Genomic DNA, 20489 nt, shown 5'->3' on the forward strand with positions numbered 1-20489 from the left:
ATCATGAGCTTTAAGCTCATGACCCTTCTCATCAGTCCTAAATTTTGGAGAACCCTTTTATCTCTCATCACCTAATAATTCTGATCTTATTATCACGCTTATTGCTAAAACAAACATTATTAGACTTAAGAATATTGTAACATAAGTATTTATATCAAGATCCATATCAAAAATTACAGTTCTCATACTCGTTAATTGGTAAGTTAATGGATTAAGTTTTGATATATAATATAGCACCTTAGAATTGTCTAAACTATAAAAAGTCGGTGCAGCAAAAATTATCGGTAGTAATAATGTTCCTAGGATAAGATCTCTGGTTCTATATGATACAGTTCCTAATGAGATAATAACCCCAAGAGAAAACCAAAACACTAGACTAATAATTACAATAATTAATACTTTTAAGAAAGGAACTATCTGTATTTTTATTCCTAAAAAGAACGATAAAAAGTAAATTAGTAATACTTGGACTATTGTGATTCCTAATGGAAATACTAATTTTCCTAGAAAATAAGAAATAGCTGATGTTCCTTTTATTCTTTTATACGCTAAAAGTCCCCATTTTTTATCTAAATTCACCCTATAAACCGACTGATTCATCTGAGAATTTAGTATTACTCCAATTATTCCAACAAAAATATATTCAATATAGCTAACATTTTCTCCTTTAAAAGCTAAACTTGAAAAAGAGTTCCCTATTCCCAAGCCAAAGAATACAAAGTACAAAATTGGAACCATAAGCTGAGTATATATAATCTGCTTATTATTTTCAATCGCCTTATATTCTATATACGATGTTGCCCAAAAATTCTTTATAGCATTTTTCATATAATTACTCCTCCAATTCCAATATTCTCTTCAAGGTAATTTCTTCTTTCTGCAAGTTTCCTATTGTAATATTTTCTGCCAATAATAGTTTTAATACATTTGAAATTTCCTCTTCTTTTTCCAAGAAAATTTTTAAATTTTTATCATCAACAATTGTAATAATATCTTTATATTTTCCTACTATATCTTTACTTAATTCACCATTGTAAGAAATATTGTATACTATTTCTTTATTATATTCTCTTAAGAAAGTTCTCATTTCGCCAAAGTATAAACATTCCCCGTCGTTTATATAAATTATCTTATTGCAATACTTTTCTATAAGATCTAAGTCATGAGAAGATATAAAAACAGCATGTTCTTTATTATTATTTTTTATGTATTCTAATATATTTTTTGATAATACTACATCTAATCCTGTAGTAGGTTCATCTAAAAATAATATTTTTGAATTAGATACTAGACTCCTTGCTATTTGTACTCTCTGCAATTGCCCTCCAGATAATTCTGTTAAATCAGATTTTTCCTTACCTTTTAAACCTAGAACATCAATAATCTCATCTACACTTTTCCTACTAATAGTATTTTGAGAATATAATAGCCCCATATAAATATTGTCGTATACATTTAAGTACCAATCTACTGATTGATTTTGCATACAGTAGTCCACATCTCGAACAGACACTCCTTCACCGAAAGATACCTTTCCTTCGATATTAGAAAACAATCCTAATGTAGAATTAATTATCGTAGTTTTCCCTGAACCACTTTTACCTATAAGTGCAATCATATCTCCTTTTTCCACAGAAAAAGAAATATTTTTAATCGCGTAATCACTAGAATTTTTATATTTATATGCTAAATCTTTTACTGTTAAAAGTTTTACCATTTAACTCCCTCCTCTCGATATTACGTTTTACTTCTAATTACTTTTTAGAAAAGGGAGTGACTCAAAAATCGTGATTTCGTAGAAATCGATTTTGTCGAGTCACCCCCGCACAGTTTATTAGATATCTAAAAAGCTTTTATAAAGCGACTTTAGATATCAATAAACCACTGCGTCTATGAGTTCTCATAGACACTTTGTTAAATTTTAGGACCTTTTTGTCAGCCCCTTTAACTCTTTAATATGTAGTTTACATGTAGCTTACACAATAAAGTGCATCTTCTTGAATGAGTGGCTTATTAATCGAGTGTCTACTTTAACAAATACTATAAAATCATTATCATCTGTTAAAATAGCTGACTCCTCTCCTCTATCCAAATTATAATGAGAAACAACAATTTTTTAAGATCATAAGAAACTCAAAAAATAATGATGATTCTCTTTATTATTATTTACATTATAAACTATAAAATTCCAATATCTAATACCATTTTTTTGTCCTCCTTATTTTATGAGGTTATAAAGCTTTATAGTTTTATTGTAATATAAAAACGATATGAAAGCAATATGAAAAGAAAAAAACGCTTTCAAAAATATCACCTGTTATTTCTAGTTAATAAATACTGGTTTTCGTAGTAATATAACATAGTATTACTTCTCAAATTGAACCAAAAAATGTACACCTAACTATTTCTAAAAAAACTAAGTGTACATTGTTTCATTAATTTTTCATTTTTTTAATTTTTTCTAAAAACTCTTCCTTAATCTAATAAAGTCCTCTCTCTATTTCTTAAATTCACATACAACACATGAATAGCCGAAATTGCATTTATTAATAAAATATAATAAGCAATGTTTTCTACATATAATCCTACAAAACTTAAAATAATAGTAAATACAGGTGCACTTATTCGAAAAATTTGTACTATACTTTTTCTATAATCCTTATCATTAACTTTTATAAAATTAGTCCTTAATTTTATACTGATTGATACCCCGAGTGCAACTATTAAAGATAATAATATCACTTGTAATGGTAAAAATACCTCACATATAACCAATATGAAGAATACTATATCAAAAATTATGTAAGACATAAGTATCTTATTTAAATTTATATCATATTTCTTAGTAAGTATTAAAAATAAAACTACTGTTAGTCCTGGTATAAAAAATATAATACTAGAATACTGTATTAAATTCCTAGCCGCTAATTGTTTTATAAACAACGGTATAAAAAATACTGCTGCTCCTGACAATAACGCTGTATTGATAATAATATATTTTCTTTTCAACTTATTAAAAACTAATCTCTCAGAATTTTTCTCAGTTTCATTTTTAAAATTATTTATTTTGAAACTTGAAAATAAAACAAACATAATTATAAATACTATTAAATATTCATCAATATTTACCTTATAAATATAACTACCTAAAGAAAAACCAAGTAATTTAGACAAGTTGCTATATAAGGATATATCTGTTACTCCAGCTTTGATAGACTTACTTTTCTCTATTACAAATAAATTATAATTAAGTAGCACTATCGATATTAATAAGTAATAAACAAAATAAAATGTTAAGACATAATATAAATTTATGTTATTCTTAAGAATAAATACTACTACTGAAAAAACTATTAAAATATAATATAAATACTTTGTTTTTATACTAGTTAAAATCCTGAAATAACTAGTGTCTAAAAAAATAAATATTTCTATCAAAGTCGTTATTAACAAAATAAAATATATAGGAAAATTATATACTGATATAAATTTCACCGTTATGTATGAATATAAAACACTCAAAATTAAGTTCAAACATAAATATAAACTTCTCGCTAATTTAACATTAAATTCTATAAAGAACACCTCCTATATGATTCACTTTGTTCTTATTTCTTATAACTCTCTTACCTTATTAACTATTATGATCCTGTACTTTGATATTTTTTTAATCCGAAATTCCATATTGTTTTATAGATTAGTATAAGTAGAAGCGGTCCAAATAATATTAAAAGCCATGTTTCTAAATTAAAACTATCATGTGAATTTATTAAATTTACCACTGGGAAATATCCCACAAATGCGAATGGAATAATTATTAGTACTACTTTAATGAAAAACGGATAAATATTAACTGGATAATTTGCCAATTGATACAATTGCCATAAAACTGATTTTATACCATCATTTGTTATCGAAAAGAAGCTAATTGATACTAGTGCTAAGTATATAGCCTCTCTTACTAAAACTGCAGATATTGTAAATAAAATGAATTTTATTATAAATAAATAATTTACATCAATATCTAAGTTATACAATGAAAAAATCACAATTACTATACCTGTAATTAACTCAAATAAAGCTTCCTCATCTAATTGGAAAATAATAAATTGATAAAGTATATTAAGCGGTCTTAATAAAAATAAATCAAGTTCTCCAGTTTGAATTAAATATGGAACTTCTAAAGTTGTCACGAAGAAAAATTCCCATAACGCCGATGTTAATGTTAGAAAACCATATAAAAACAACAATTGATATAAAGAAAAGCCACCGATTAATTCTGTATAATTAAGCGTAATAAGTAATACAAATAATGTTGTAAGAGTATCTAGTAAATAACCAAAATTTCCTATAATAAAATCTAGTTTATAACTCAATATCCTTTTTACATCCATTTTAAAAAACTCTGCATATAAATATAAATGTTTCTTCATATTAACCTCCCATTATATCAAACTTGTTAAATACATATTGTGATAATCTTTTTGAAATTATCAATAATATGATTAACCAAAATATCTGTACACCAAGAATAAATAAGACTTTTCCTAAATCATTATCATGTACAATAATAGAAATAGGTGCATACATTACAGCGTAAAATGGAGTTACCTCTGATATTCTTAATAATAGTTTCGGATATAAATCTAAAGGTAGCAATCCTCCACCGAAAATAATAAGAAGAGCATTAACTAATTCAGATACACCGTTTATTCTTATAAATACTGTTGATAACAATGCAATAATATAACCTAATAAAAAAGCAACAATATAACTCAAAATATACACGAATATAAAAAGTACAAATCTCTTAAGAGATATGGTTCTAAATATTAAATTATAAAACAGTAAAATATAAATAACTAAAATCGGCAGTACTTGAAATTTTAATTTATAGAAAAAACTGCCTAAAGTAGTGAAAAACGTTATAACTATTAATCTATTAGGCTTATTCAAATAATTAATAATAGTACCTTTTAAAATCTTCTCAGATACAAAATTGGTAGTTATTTTTATAGGTAAAACTATTTGTAAAATAATCGCAAACAGTACATAAGTTATTATTTCATCAATATTTTTAGAATTGTATTTTTCAACATATAACCAGATACTATACTGTATTAATACCATAGAAAGTGATGCAATTATCTGCATTATCGTATTAAATTTGTATTGTAATAAACTTTTGTATTGATATAAAGTATAAGCAAAAAATCTATTCATATTTATCACCCGTCTTATCTTTCACAAGCAATACTTCTTGTAGATTTAAGTCCAATACTTCAGTTTGTGTAATAATACTTTCATTGGGTAGTAGTTTTATTATATCTAACACATTAAATTTAGTTTCATCAAAAACAAATTCTTTAGAATCAATATTTGTACGTAAAGGCAATATTCCTTCTTTAGCTAAATCTACTATATTCTCTCCGTACATTTTTAATTTTTTATATTTATTAAAAATTTGCTTGAAGCTCTTCACTTCACCATCATAATTAATTTCGCCATCACTTATCAAAATCATTCTCTTACATACTTTTTCAATATCAGAAATCTCATGAGTTGTTAGTATGATAGTAGTATTATACTTCTCATTTATTTTTAGTATTAGTTCCATAATTTTCTTCTTTGTTTCTATATCTAAACCGATAGTCGGTTCATCTAAGAACACCAGTTGAGGTTTATGAATAATACTAGCTATAAACTCCCCACGCATTCTTTGTCCTAAAGATAGTTGCCTTACTGGTTGATATAAGTACTCTGTTACATTTAATTCTGTTATTAAATAGTCTAACCATTCTTTATTATCTACTTCATAGATTTTTGATAAATACTCAAAAGAATCAATTAGTGGTAAATCCCACCATAAATGTGATTTTTGTCCGAATAGTGCACCTATGTTTTTAGCATTTTTTTGCCTATTTACAAATGGATCTTTACCGAATACTTTTATCGAACCTTTTGTAGTAGTTAGTATTCCTAACAGTAATTTTATTGTTGTGGATTTCCCGGCTCCATTATTTCCTATGTATCCTACAATTTCTCCTTCTTTAATACTAAAATTTATGTCCTTCAACGCTTGTTTAACTATCTTCTCTGTATTAAAAAAGCCAACTCTATTTTTTATTATATAATCTTTACTAAGACTCTCAACACTAATTATCTCTTTCATAATATTTCCTCTTATTTTCCTAATTTATTATCCGATTTACGATAATTTTCTTCATCAAATTCTACTATTTTCTAGAACCTGTTCTTTTGTTTTTTACTATATTAACGTGTTTTTCTCTTAAAGTCAATATTTTCTGAATATTATATCGATTTTTCTTTTAATTTGCGATAAGGAAATTATTTTCGCTAGCGAATTCGGTTATTTTTGAAACAATAAAAAAACAACCCCATCTCACTAAATCAGGAGATAAGGTTGATACTTAGTAATTTATTTCTTTTGTCTTTTAACTCTTTTTCATAATATTTCCTCTTATTTTACTAATCTATTATACCAATCAAAATTTAACCCCATCTCTTTTTTTATAAATTCATAGGACCTTTCTGGTAATGATGAACGTAGTTTCTCCAACTCCACTTTAATTTTGTCCTTAAATAATGTCAATTCATCAACTTCTTGAAATATAGATATAGAAAACATTAATGAATATATACTCTTCCTTACACTAGATAGTTTTTTCCCTCTTGTTTTATTAATATGATGGTTTGTTCCAGCTAGTCTCTTAACATCTTCTGAATACGGCAATTTATCTATGAATTTCATAAAATTATCATCTATTGGAATCGAGGTACTAGTGCAATAAAATCTCTCATTATGTGCTGTAATATTCCTATAAATACCCAGAATTTCTAATATTCTAGAAAAATTAACACTGTTTATAAGCAATCCTCCATCCCCTGCTATATTAAATTTTTCTAATATTTTTTCTTTAACTTCATTTATTTGTATATTAAAATATTTACCAACACTTCCAAATGTCATAATATTCATTAAAACCCACATTGGGAGATATGTGTGTTCATCTATATATTTTTTTATATATGCTTTCTTTTTCCTTTGCCTTCCTATATTTGAATATATCATTGTCATAATCTCATCATAGACAGTGTCATTTGTATATCTCTTTTTCTTAGGCTTCATGTATTTAAGAGTAGCTGCGTCATACTCTGTTCCAGCTGTCACTGTATATCTATGACCACTTTTTTCTTCTATTTCTTCGATACTAAAAGTTTCCCTATTATAATAAATTCTTCGTAAATACTCATTCTCCTTGTGCAAAGTTTCAGCAATTGCTTTGTTCTGACCATAATTAGTATGAACATCATAAAAAGATTGAATTATAGCGTGTTTTAATTTTTCCTCAATAATTAATATTTCTTCTAAAAAAATTAATCTTAATTTCCTATCAAATTGATATAACGCCTCAAAATGTTCTGGTGTAGTTCCTAAAATATAGTAGTCCTCATTTGTATTAGCTCCTGCTGGATAATTACCTCTATTCTCCAAAAATGGATTTTTATAAGCATTTATTAGATTATAATGACTATATTTTTCAAGTATTTTTTTACTAGATTTCTCTATAGTCATACCTCTTTTGACTAATAAATCTATTCTCTCTGTTTGAGTTTTATATATTTTCTCCATAAATTACCATTCTCCTCTTATTAGAAAAGCCCCCACTGTGTACACAGCAGGGGCTTCTATTCGATCTGTACATTCAGTATATCATAAATTAACTGAAACTACAATAAAAATAAATAAATATCTTTAATTCACTTCGAAAAAATATATTTTAATTTATAGCAGATAAATCTACGATATTTTTTTAAGACTCATTAGTGATATTACTATAATGATAATTAAAGAATATAAATTTATGTACGAAAAATATTCTTTTCCTAATTTTTCTATCAGAAACGCTATTATTATACCTCCTAGAGAATACAAGACACTTCCTAAAACTAGAATTAATGATAATACTTGCCCCATTATTTTTCTAGAAATTTTTCTTTGGAAGAATGTTGCTTTATAAATTAGTACTGGTGCTGAAGCAACTCCTGCTATAATAAGTATAATTACTGAAAAAATAATATTCGTACTAAAATAAAACAGTATCAATAATAAACAATGCACTATAATACCTAGGCAAATTAATTTTTCTATTTTAATTTTTGATATAAATTGTAAACCTATTATAAGTGAAGCTAGTATAATACCAACAGATTGTAAAGAATTTAATATTCCATACGCTACACTATCATTATTTAAATTTTGTTCTACATATATTGGCAATAAAACGATAAAACTTCCCCAAGTGAACATATTCCACAATGTCGTATTAATTGTCATAAGAAATATCTCACTATTTTTTACAATATACTTCATAGAACTAAATATTGTATATTTTTCCTGTCTGTTTTCACTGTTACTAAATATCTCGTCACTTTTTATTGTACTTATTATTATCGCTGAAATGAAAAATAATACAGCACCTATTATAAAAGCTATACTATTATTACCTAGCACTCCCATTATTGCCACAGAAATCGAACCAAAGATATAAGAGATGTCGAAAAATATTATCATCAATGCATTAGCTGTTACTAATTGTTCATCATCACACACCTCTTTTATTATTATATCTCCTCCTGCTGATAAAGGAATTCCTATGACGCTATTCAAACCTATCAATAATCCTATAATACTTAAAGATATCTTATCATTAAACGGCAATAAAAAAATAATCAGAAAAATACTAGCTCTTAATAGTAAAAACAAGAACATTGCTCTTCCAATATTAAACCTATCTAACACTTTTGATATTAATGGTCCAAAAACTATAGCTGGCAATTGAGTCAATACACCAAAAATAGCTATCAATAATGGGTTTTTAGTTTCTTCATAAATCAACCAGATAATACTTATACTAACAAATGATTGCGCTAATGTTGTAAAATTAATCGAAAAAAAATACTTTATAAAATCAACATTTTTTAAAACACTCATATATTTATTCATAAATTAATTCCTTTTTATTCCATACTCTTTCATGTCTTATTCTAAAATTTTAATAATATGTGAATTTATAAATTTTAAATATATCTTCTAAAAATTTTTCCCTTATTTTTCATAACATATAAATAATTACTATATTTATTATAATATGAAAATAAAATGGTAACAATTTGAAAATTTTAATATAAAATCATGCACCCTCTACTTCACTTCTCCCTTTTTCTTATAATATTCTTTCGCAAAATCTACGCAACTTTTTAAATCTATACAAAGAACTGATGTTTTCTGAATCTCTTTTATTCGATAACTTTCCTTACAATTCTCCAAGAATTCTTTCTGTACTGTTAAAAAATCATCATATATATCTAATTCGATATTAGAAAATTCTAACCACTCACCATCCACATTAGCACTTTCTTTTATTGTTTTTCGATTTAGTGAGTACTCTGCAAGATGCAATGCTGTATTAGATTCAAAATCAGTTCCTAATAACAAAATCTTGGCATTTTGATTATACAATCTCCCTAATGGTGAATTGTATCCTAAGCCATCATCTAATGGATGCTCTTTTATAATTTCCTGTACTTTTTCTCCTACTGCTGAAAAAGAATATAGTGGATGTGAACTTCTAACAGAATGTTTTAGATTCATAACAAACTCGCTAAATTTTCCCATACCTTGTGTACTAGACAGATCAACATCATAAGATAAACTCTCTTGTTTTATTTTTTCTATCCACTCCTTAGGAACTTTAGGATATTCCCAATACTCTGGAGACATATTTTCTAAAGATTGTGTTGGAACAACGAGTGTTCCACTTTCTCCTAATCTTTCCATAAGTGCTTCATAAATACATCTTGCACCGCCGATTATATAACCGAATTTACTAAGAGAAACATGTGCAATCAAGATATCGCCTTCTCCTATTTCTAAATCTTTAAATAAATTTAAAAAATCACTTTTACCTATTGGCATTAAATTATTATATAAAGCATCACTCATAAACTTATAACTCATGCTTGTCCTCCTTATTAAATGGGAGTGACTTAAAATCTTATTTTCGGAAAATCGATTTTTAAGCACTCCCCTATTTTCATTCTTCTATTTAATCTATATCATTTTTTACTAACTTTCACTTGTATCACAATTTTATAATATTATCAAATTTTCCTCTTAGTTCATCACTTATATCATGGCTAATCATTATTATAGTTAATTCTTTATTTCCTAACAGCATTTCTACTAAACTTTTCGCTGATTCTTTGTCTAAAGCTGATGTTCCTTCATCAATTAAAAGTATTTTTTTACCATTAAATAACGCTCTAGCTATAGTCAATCTTTGGCGTTGCCCTCCTGAAAGATTCTTTCCATGAACCTCTACTTCTGAATATAAGAAGTCTTTCTGTATTAAGCCCACTTTTTCTAAATACTCTGCTACTTCACTATCCTCTACTACTTCTCCCATAGTTATATTGTCTTTAACAGTACCTGAAAATACAAAATTTTCTTGCTGAATTATAGTCAGTTTTTCTAGTATTTGTTTAGTAGATAATTTTTTCAAATCAACACTACAATATTCTACACTACCTTTATAATTTCTTAATTGCCCTGTAATTATTTTAAATAATGTTGATTTTCCTACTCCACTATCTCCGCTTATTAAATACTTATTCCCCTCTTTTATATCAAGATTCACATTATTTAGAATTTCTTTATCACCATAACTGAAATGTAAGTTTTTAATTTTAAATAATGTTTCTCTTAAAGAATATTCAACAGATGAATAAGTATCCTTATTATTTAACATAAATTCATCATGCTTAGTGAAAATAGGTTTTGTCCCTTTAACAAATGCTATCCTATAGCCTACTTGGCTCATACCATCAAATACAAGATTGGCAAACATTCCTACAGCTGCAACTGCACCAATTTCCAAGTTATCTTTAACAACTAAATACCCTGTAACAAAAACTAATAACACTTGGAAAAAGACATTTAAGCCAAAGTTAAGCATATAATAATTACTTTCCAATTTACTTTGTTTAACAAATACATTTTTCAAAATTCTACTTATATAAGCTATTCTTTTAGGAATTATTTGTAATTTATTAAGAGAGAAATACGTATCATAACCTAGAATCGTCTCCTCTAACGAAGCAACATAGTTTTCATTTTCTTTAGTAACTTCTGTTCCCATATTATGAAGTTTTTTATTAAAAACTTTTGGAAGATAAATTAATATTCCTGTTCCTAAAATAGTAATTAAAGAAATGATCCAGTGGTATTTCAATAGAGCATAAAGAGAAAATACCACACCAGAAAGACTGTATATTATAGCAAATATATTCCTCAAACCTTTTTCTTGAATCATTTGAATATCATTGTTAAACCAAGATTGATAAACACCAGATGAGTTATCTTTATACTTTTCAATATCTAATTCTATAAGGCTACTAGACAGATTATCCTTAACATCTATTCCAATATCTTGAATAAAAATCTCCTCTCTTACCTTTACCACTCTATCAATTACTATAATAAAAATCCACGTAACTGATAAGAATAAGATAATTTCAAAGAAACTATGTAGATTTCTATCAGTAAGCACAGTTATAGCATCTGCATTTAAAAAGTTACTTTTCATAAGAAATAACTGTCTTAACAATATAAGAAAACAAATTAATAAGAACCTATATTTAAATTTTAAAATATATTTTTTCATAAATACCTCCTACTTTTAATTCCACTTAATTTAATAACATGCTATTAAGGAAAATTTTGAGAAATATATAAATTCTATAAATATTCAAATACCTTAAATTACTAACCTAATAATTTCACACAACCCTTAACTATTTTGTTACTACCAATTTATCTTTCTTTTCTAAATAACGCATATATCATTAAAAACATTATATTTTACTAAAAAGATAATTTCAAGAATTTTTATAAAAATTACTGAAAAAGGATGTCACCTGTATAGCACAGATAACACCCAAAATGCAGGGTTGCCCAAAAAGCCTTAAAATTTAACAAAGTTCATATGAGAACACATAGACGTAGTGGTTTATTGATATCTAAATTTGCTTTATGAAAGTTTTTTAGATATCTAATAAACTTTGTGGAGGTGACTCTAAAAAATCGATTTCTTTGAAATCACGATTTTTGAGTCACTCCCAAACGCACCTGAACAGTTTAACTTCTCTCCTGCCTTTATTTTTCCACTTATTATAAAACAAATAACTAAGAAATTCTATTATAAAGTCCGTATTAATTTCTTCTACATAAGATTCGTCAACAAAATAATATTCAAAATTTATATTATTATTTTACAATTCTTCTAGATAATATCAATAATATAATAAAACTTGCTAATAACAGTCCATAAATCATTAAGACAAGTTTTACTTCTATCGCCAAAGATAATACTAATGAAATATATATAATAATTAGTAATGAAAATAATAGAACTCCTATGAAATTCATATAGATTTCTCCAATTACAAAAGTTCTTATTTTATCTAGAGATATTCCCATGTTTTTTAATATCTTAATTTCAGCTTTTCTTTCTTCTAAACTTAATATCATCGAATTAAATAGATTTATTACAAATATAATTAAAATAAAGATATTTAAAAATAACAAACCAAAATAAACAAAGTTATAAAACTGTAAATTTTCACTTATTACATCTCTTGTATATAGACCTTCTAAATGTCTATTAGAATTCACGTAATTCTTAATAGTATCAGTATTGTTGTCAGTATTATAGACTTCTACTGATAAGATATTAGAAGTTTCTATTTTTGATGTTTTAGGTGCAATAGCTACTAAATTATAAGGATAAAATTGATTATCTATTATTGTGGATATAACATACTTCTCCAATTTTCCTGTCCTAGAATCTTTTAAATCTAAAGTATCACCTAACTGTAAATTCAATAATCCCCTAAGCTTTTCATTCAGAATCAATTCATTATCTAAAAAATTATTATTTAATTTTTTCCCTGAAATCACATTAAAAGTTCTCAGTTTATCTCTTTTTTCTATGTCTAATTTAATAATTTCTATTTCATTTATATCAACCTTTGATTTTTCACTTAATCTTTTCCAATCATCACTATAAGGAACATTTGAAGCTATTCTATAGTCTTTTGTATATAATATTTCTACTATATCATTGCTTCGTATTTTTTCCTCTATATATTTTAAATCATTATTATTAACAAAATTCTCACTTTTATTCTGATCAGCATTTGTTATTATATAATCAGCAGGTAGCTGATTTAAAGTATTTTCTTTAACCTTATTAGAAAATATAGATAAAAAATTAAAACTAAATAATAATAAGACAATTGATAAGACCATCAATTTCATTATCATAGCATATTTCTTATAATTATTAGCAAATGATTTAACTGGATATGAAATATCAAAGAACTTTTCTCTTTCAGACAACTTATACAATCCAACAAAACAGTACTTAAACACTATAAAAAATGATACTATTGAAATAGCTACAGTTAAATATTTGAAATTTTCATTATCTAATACATTAGACAATGCAAAAAATAATAAATTTATTATTAATAAGGATAAAGTTTTTCCCCTTAATCTTGTATTGATAATACTATCTTTTTTATGAATAACCTCAATATCATCTACATATTTATCTTTCTCTTTTCTAAGCAACAGATATGTTACTAATAAAACTATTAGTTGATTTAACAGTAAATATACAACTGCATAAAAAATAAATGTTGAAAATGAAAGTATTTCAAAAGATACATCTAACTTCTTAAAAATACTATTAGAAAGTAAATATACACCACCTGATAAAAATATTCCTAATACAGATCCTACCATTGCTAAGATTAAATTTTCACCTATAAATATTTTATTCAGATGCTTATGACTAATTCCTATTCTCTTTAAAACTGTCATTTCAAAAAAACGAGATCTTATTCTCATTTTAAAAATTCCAAACAATGATATTATATATGTCAGAAGCATACCTGTTACCATAATATAAAATAAAGGAGTATATATTCTTATTTTTTTATAATCTAATTCTTTATTTTTCATACTATCATATTTTAATTTTTTATCATTAAAATATTGTTCTAACATTTGTTTTATAGCTTCTTTATTTGCTTTTGTTTTCAGCTGAAGCAAATTAACTTTGTCTTTATATTTATTATTTTTCTGTAAATCAGATAAATTAATAAATATTTTCAACGATAAACTATCCTGAATATTACTAGAAACAATTGCAGATATTTTATAACTATTATTATATATAGTCATAGTATCTCCTACTTCTAATTTATACCTATCAGCATAATTTTTATTAATAACAGTTTCGCCAGTCTTCAACTCTTTATTTCCATTTAATGTTTGGTATTTTGCAAGTTCCATAGAATTATTTTCAAGCCCATAAATTGTTGTTTTGTCCTCTAGTTCTAAAACTAATAATTTATTAAGCTTTTCGTAAGGAATAGGAATCTCCCCTATCTTATCATTATCAAAAAACACATTTTTTTCGATGTATCCAAATTGTAGATCATATTCTCCAAATTTCTGATTATTTTTATTTTTTAATCCAGTACTTACACTAAAAAATATAAGAGTAAAAACTAGCAATAATACTAGACTTATACATGAAGATATTAATAGAATTTTGCTTTTATTTCTATTAAATTTTATTGAATTTAAAATATATTTCTTTATCATATCTTCTCCCCCATAAACTAAATATTAATTTTTAATAACTCTCTTTGTATCAGATCTACTCGATTACTTAAATCAATATCTACATTATCCCTGTCAAAAGATAAATTTGAAATGATGTTGCCATCTTTTAAAAAATATACTTTATCCGCATATGCAGCAACATAAGAATCATGACTAACCATTATCATCGTCTGCCCTAATTTTTTTATAGATTCACGAATAAATTTTATCAAATTAGCTGCGTTTTTAGAATCTAATGCTCCTGTAGGTTCATCCGCTAAGATAACTTTAGGGGTATTCATAAATGCCCTAGCAAATGCTACTCTTTGTTTTTCTCCTCCTGATAATTCAGTTATATTTTTATCCTTTTCATTCTCCAAATTCGCCATTTCTATAAAATAATTTGCTTTATTTCTAATTGTTTTTATGTCTTCCTTTTTTAACACTCTAGCAGGAAAAATAATATTTTCATACGCAGTAAAGATATCTAGGAGTTGATAATCTTGGAATACTATCCCTATATTCTTTAATCTATATTCTGCAAGTTTCTCATTGTTAAGACTAGTAATATTTTTATTATCAATTACTACTTTACCACTATCTAACTTTAACAAACCTGCAATGATTTTTAATAAGGTACTTTTCCCTGATCCACTCTTACCCATAATAACAATAAATTCACCTTTTTCCACGAATAAATTTAAGTTATCTATGATTTTTCTGTTTTTAATTTCTTTATTAATATTTAATAAATTTATCATATTTTTCACCCATTCATTACTCCAATATATTTCATATCACATAAAAATAAACTAAATTTTATAAAATATATCAGTCTTCCCTTTATTAAACTATTTATGTAACCGTACTTTTGTTTTATCTTTAATATTTGAATTTTTTAAAAATAGAAAGTAATCGTTTACTTTAATTGTATTTTATCACAATGAGCATAGAAAGTGAATATTTCAACATATAAAACTTAGTTTCTTCAAATAAAAATATTTATCTTATTTAAAGAATTAACAACTCATATTTACGCATAATAGAATCAACATTTTTTTATTTAAAAATTGATTTAAATACAATAATATTTCTCCTCTCTTTCTCCTCTATATTATTTTTTTCTATATTAGCAATAAATTTTTTATCTTTTTTGTGTTTTAGTTAATTATAATTTTCAGAAAACTTCTTCTAATTATCTTGACACGAAAAAAAAAGTCAGTATAATTAAAGTTACATAAATACTATAGGGGATTCAAAAATAACTAAATCTTAAAAAAGTTTATATGAGAACTTATATTCATAGTCTAAAATCATCTTATAAAAGCTTTTTAGAGATCTAAGAAACTTCATGGAGAAATTGACGAATCGATGTCTCGGAAGTCGCTATTTTTGAGTGACTTCTATAGAAATATAATCTATACAAAGGAGAGCAATATGATTAAAAATATTTTAGAAGTTATAACATTGAACAAATTAAAGTTATGCATTATGTTTATTTTGACACTAATAGTATCAATAGGGACTGTTTATGTTGTATACGCTCGTGTTGATATTGTTGATTCTGTAATATACAAAACAGGATCTCTTTGGACAAAAGTTGGCGTTATTATTTGTATTTTAATAATAGTGGAATTACTTAGAGCGTGGTTAAAAATTATAATTGCACAATTAGTTAAACAATGGAAAATATATCTAGGTGATAGAATTAGTAAAAACATAGAAACTATGTCTCAATCAGAATTTAATAAGGTTGATTCTGGTGAGCATATGACTAAATATACTTATCAACTTGAATTATTATCTGCGTATTTATTCTCACCATTAACTGGTTTACTTAGTGCTATTGTATTATTTATCTCATCAATAGTATTTTTATGGCTTATTAATTGGAAATTTGTTGTATTCGCCCTATTATCATCAGTCGCTATGTTTTTAATAAGCGGTAAGTTTGGTAATAAAATTAGTGTAGGATATACAAATTTATCAATTTTATCAGGGAAATTCTCTGGAGTTTTAAAGGAATATTTAACAGGTTATGAAGATTTGAAAAATATCGGTAAGATAAATTTATTCTCAAAAAATGTTAAGGCTAGTCAGATTCAAAAAGAAGATCAACAGTATAGTATTTCTAAATTAATGGCATTCGGTGAATTAACTTTACAAAGTATTGAGAAGCTACTTGAATTATTAATTTTCATCTTTGCGATTTACTTAGTTTTAAAAAATGAATTAACTATAGGTACAATAGCTTCTGTATCTACTATACTAGGAATTTACCTTACTTCTATCAATCAATTGGTTGATTTGTATATTAAGGTAATCGGTACAAAAGAAATATTAAATAGCGTTATAACTAAAGCAACCTCTAAAGAAACTATTTATCCACATGTTGAAGAAAACATTGAATTTAAAGACTTTAATTATAGTTTCGGAGATAACCATGTCATTAAAAATTTCAACTTTAATATAAATAAAGGTGGAAAATATGCCGTAATCGGTAAAAGTGGTTCTGGAAAATCTACTATAATCAAGTTGCTACTAGGGAAATTACAATCCAACCAAGATAAAGTATTAATCGATGGAAATCCCCTTGAAATACAGGATGATATTAACTTCTCTAAAGAAATTGGATATGTAAGTCAACAAACATCTATTTTTAGCGGTTCAATCCGATATAACATCACTTTAGATGATAGTTATTCAGATAAAGAAATATGGAATACGCTAGAAAAAGTTTGTTTAGCTGATAGAGTTAGAGCTTTACCTGATGGCTTAGATCATAACTTATCTAATATGGGAGAAATCCTATCAGGAGGAGAAAAACAAAGGTTAGTTCTTGCGAGAGTTTTAATTAGAAATTATCCAATTTTAATTCTTGATGAAGCAACCTCAGCATTAGATGAAAAAACAGCAGTACATATAGAAAACAATATCTTAGCAGACGATAAGTTAACTTTAATAATGATTTCTCACCATATACAAGAAGAAATCAAAAAACAACTAACGGAATGTGTAGAATTAAAAGCACAGTAATATTATTTATTAAATGGTTTAAACAAAATGGGAGTGACTCAAAAATCACGATTTTTGAGTCACTCCCGTTTTTTTATTTTCCCCTATATAATCTAGCAACAGCAGTATAATAATTATATTGAATACCTACATTCCAAATTAAAATTTTAAACTAAAAATTTCTACACTTTGAACAGTGTTTTCCTCCAGACTTTGTTCAAAAGTATGAACTTATGAGAATTTCTTATAAAAGTATAAATATCTCATTATAAATAGAAATGAAACTAACACGAATAGAAATGCAAACTTAACTAGATTATCTATAAATTGTAAATAGATAAATACTAGTAAAACTCCTGCTACCTCTACCAAGTATTCAATTACACTCGCTTTTTTCCAGTTGATTTTGTCATATAAGTCAACCACATAATATTGAGTAATACCTAATATCATAAACGCCAATGCAGCTAAACTATATGCCTTAATGTCTGTTTTATCCTGAGTAAAAGCCTCAGGTAAAAAGCTTGTAGTGTTTGTTAAATATTTATTCATTGCTATAAATAAGAAACCTACTATTTCAACTTGCAATACCAACAAACCTAAATCTTTAAGCTTATTCATTTTTCTCCTCCTCCCTTTTAAAATTATTTTATTAACTAATACAATATAATTACTTATACTTATTCGATTTTATTATACCACTTTATAAAACGTATTTAAAATATTTGTGATGAAATGTTACGTGTATTTTTTTATGAGAGTGACTAAGAAATCCTAAAATTTAACGAAGTTTATATAAAAACTCATAGACACAGTTGTTTATTGATATCTAAATTTGCTTTATAAAAGCTTTTTAGATATCTAATAAACTTTACAGGAGCGACTCGTCAAAATCGATTTCTACGAAATCGTGCTTTTTGAGTTACTCCCCATTACATATACCTCATCATACATTTTCAAAGTTTCTGGATAAGATCTGTGTGAAATATGAATTACAGTCTTATCTTTCATACTTAATAATAATTTTTCAACCAAGATGTATGTATCTTTATCCAATCCTGATAATGTTTCATCTAAAACTATAACCTGTTTTTCCTGTAATATAGCCCTGATTAACGCTAATCTTTGTTTTTGTCCACCAGATAAATTAGATTTGCTCTTATCGTACTTAATATTAATTAAATCTGAAGCTTCTTTAAATTTTTCATCTAATTTAGTTTCTTTTATTAAAGTCATTATTTTATCCGCTTCTATGTTTTTATAAAAAGTAAGATTATCGATAACCTTACCTACAAATATAAAGCTATCTTGAGGAACATAAGTTATTATTTTCTGAATTGTGTTGTATTCACAACTGTTAATATTTTTTCCGTTTAAAAATATATTACATCCTTCAAGGTTTTTCGTTAATAGTAATGCTAATGTCGATTTTCCACTGCCACTATCTCCTTGAATTAAATACTTTTTACCTTTTTCAAAACTAGCTGAAAAATCACTAAAAATTTCTCTATTATTAAATTTATAACTTTCATTTCGAACTTCTATGTTTTCAAAATCGATAATATCATAACTATCTAGATATTCAAACTTCTCTTTAGAATCTAATTCTCTCTTTATATCTTTTACCGATGTTATATTAGCTATAGAAGCTGTTATCAAATTAACAGGCATTACTAACTCTGTAGAAATAGTAAAAATAGATACTATATCCCCTACACTCGTATTTCCTAATAGAGCTTGACGACCCCCTATGTATAAAATAGCAATAATAGTAGCGTAAAATACTAATCCAGTTAAGACATTTACAAGTGATACTAAAACATTTTTTCTATTAACAAGTTTATTAATTTTTTTATATTCATTAAGTAATTTTTCATAAAATATATTAGCCGAATCGCTGTTCTTAATAACTAATAATCCCTCTAAGAAATCTTCAAGTTTATCATTATATCTAGCCTTTTGTTTTGAAATACTATTTTGAACATTTTTCAAATATGCTTTAAATATATTAGGAATTACAATCGGAAATAGTGACAATCCTATAACCCAAAAAGCTGTTGTTACATCTAATTTGAACAACGCTATAGTAGCAAAAATAAAATAAACCATTCCCTGATACAAAGAAAAAATCGTATTATAATATTGATCTTTTACCATTTCAATATCATTATTTATAGTAGATAATAAATTTTTACTCTTTGTATCTAGTTTATTCCTAAGTAAGCTTCCCACAAGGGTTCTATGAATATTAAACCCAACTTTATTTAGATAAATAGTATCTAAAATCTGACGTGAATATTCACATATAAGCATTAGTATAATAATTACAGATAAATAGATAATTTGATTGTAGAATAATTGCTCATTATTAGTAGTAAGGGCATCGACAACATATTTAATTTGATATGAAAAATAAATATTAATTCCTGAAACTACTGTAATAAGAAATAAAACTACCGCAAATAATAATTTCCTCATATTTCTCACTCCTAATTTGAGTTCTTCTATTTAAAAGTACAGTTTTTATTTTATAAATATCCTTTTAAAATCTAAATACAATAAAAAGAAATCAATTGCTCATAGAAGCTAATCAATTTCTTTCTTAATATTTGATATTCTAAAATAATTCAATCTATAGATTAACTTTCCACTCAACATAAAATCCAATTAACGTTTGTTAAATTATAGAAATTATATCAAATAAAAAATTGCTAGT

The 20489-nt window shown here is 25.6% G+C and carries 15 protein-coding genes; 1 reads left to right on the forward strand and 14 read right to left on the reverse strand.

Annotated elements, in window-relative coordinates:
* Nucleotides 1–57: 57 nt before the first annotated feature.
* The 12 genes from RWQ74_RS04065 to RWQ74_RS04120 form a co-directional block, all read right to left on the reverse strand.
* Nucleotides 58–828 (reverse strand): ABC transporter permease, encoded by a 771-nt coding sequence (locus RWQ74_RS04065; protein ID WP_314397017.1) that lies wholly within the window; start codon nt 826–828, stop codon nt 58–60.
* A 4-nt stretch (nt 829–832) separates the two neighbouring features.
* On the reverse strand, nt 833–1717 hold the full coding sequence (locus RWQ74_RS04070; protein WP_314397018.1) for an ABC transporter ATP-binding protein: 885 nt from the start codon (nt 1715–1717) through the stop codon (nt 833–835).
* 758 nt (nt 1718–2475) lie between these two features.
* Nucleotides 2476–3174, reverse strand: a complete 699-nt coding sequence (locus tag RWQ74_RS04075) for a hypothetical protein (RefSeq protein WP_314397019.1) — start codon at nt 3172–3174, stop codon at nt 2476–2478.
* Between the two features lie 467 nt (nt 3175–3641).
* Nucleotides 3642–4433: an ABC-2 family transporter protein gene (locus RWQ74_RS04080; RefSeq protein ID WP_314397020.1), complete on the reverse strand. Its 792-nt coding sequence runs from the start codon at nt 4431–4433 to the stop codon at nt 3642–3644.
* 1 nt (nt 4434) lies between these two features.
* Nucleotides 4435–5223: an ABC transporter permease gene (locus RWQ74_RS04085; protein ID WP_314397021.1), complete on the reverse strand. Its 789-nt coding sequence runs from the start codon at nt 5221–5223 to the stop codon at nt 4435–4437.
* A complete protein-coding gene (locus RWQ74_RS04090; RefSeq protein WP_314397022.1) occupies nt 5216–6172 on the reverse strand; it encodes an ATP-binding cassette domain-containing protein in 957 nt (318 codons plus the stop codon). Before RWQ74_RS04090 ends, RWQ74_RS04085 begins: the two co-directional genes overlap by 8 nt.
* Nucleotides 6173–6481: 309 nt before the next feature.
* On the reverse strand, nt 6482–7654 hold the full coding sequence (locus tag RWQ74_RS04095) for an Abi family protein (RefSeq protein WP_314397023.1): 1173 nt from the start codon (nt 7652–7654) through the stop codon (nt 6482–6484).
* Between the two features lie 168 nt (nt 7655–7822).
* Nucleotides 7823–9028 (reverse strand): MFS transporter, encoded by a 1206-nt coding sequence (locus RWQ74_RS04100; protein ID WP_314397024.1) that lies wholly within the window; start codon nt 9026–9028, stop codon nt 7823–7825.
* 198 nt (nt 9029–9226) lie between these two features.
* Nucleotides 9227–10042 (reverse strand): AAC(3) family N-acetyltransferase, encoded by an 816-nt coding sequence (locus RWQ74_RS04105; protein WP_314397025.1) that lies wholly within the window; start codon nt 10040–10042, stop codon nt 9227–9229.
* Between the two features lie 124 nt (nt 10043–10166).
* On the reverse strand, nt 10167–11747 hold the full coding sequence (locus RWQ74_RS04110; RefSeq protein ID WP_314397026.1) for an ABC transporter ATP-binding protein: 1581 nt from the start codon (nt 11745–11747) through the stop codon (nt 10167–10169).
* 602 nt (nt 11748–12349) lie between these two features.
* Nucleotides 12350–14758: an FtsX-like permease family protein gene (locus tag RWQ74_RS04115; protein WP_314397027.1), complete on the reverse strand. Its 2409-nt coding sequence runs from the start codon at nt 14756–14758 to the stop codon at nt 12350–12352.
* 17 nt (nt 14759–14775) lie between these two features.
* Entirely contained in the window at nt 14776–15519 is a 744-nt protein-coding gene (locus tag RWQ74_RS04120; protein ID WP_314397028.1) for an ABC transporter ATP-binding protein, read from the reverse strand.
* Between the two features lie 676 nt (nt 15520–16195).
* Between RWQ74_RS04120 and RWQ74_RS04125 the strand changes: the two genes are divergently transcribed.
* Nucleotides 16196–17794, forward strand: coding sequence for an ABC transporter ATP-binding protein (locus RWQ74_RS04125; protein ID WP_314397029.1), 1599 nt, complete (start codon nt 16196–16198; stop codon nt 17792–17794).
* A 210-nt stretch (nt 17795–18004) separates the two neighbouring features.
* Here the strand turns inward: RWQ74_RS04125 and RWQ74_RS04130 are convergent, their stop codons facing one another.
* Together RWQ74_RS04130 and RWQ74_RS04135 are read right to left on the reverse strand one after the other, a co-directional pair.
* The gene (locus RWQ74_RS04130; RefSeq protein ID WP_314397030.1) at nt 18005–18394 is read right to left on the reverse strand and encodes a hypothetical protein; all 390 of its coding nucleotides are present in this window, start codon (nt 18392–18394) and stop codon (nt 18005–18007) included.
* Between the two features lie 279 nt (nt 18395–18673).
* Nucleotides 18674–20251: an ABC transporter ATP-binding protein gene (locus RWQ74_RS04135; RefSeq protein ID WP_314397031.1), complete on the reverse strand. Its 1578-nt coding sequence runs from the start codon at nt 20249–20251 to the stop codon at nt 18674–18676.
* Nucleotides 20252–20489: the final 238 nt, after the last annotated feature.

It is taken from the genome of uncultured Gemella sp. (genome assembly GCF_963525165.1).
GTDB lineage: Bacteria > Bacillota > Bacilli > Staphylococcales > Gemellaceae > Gemella.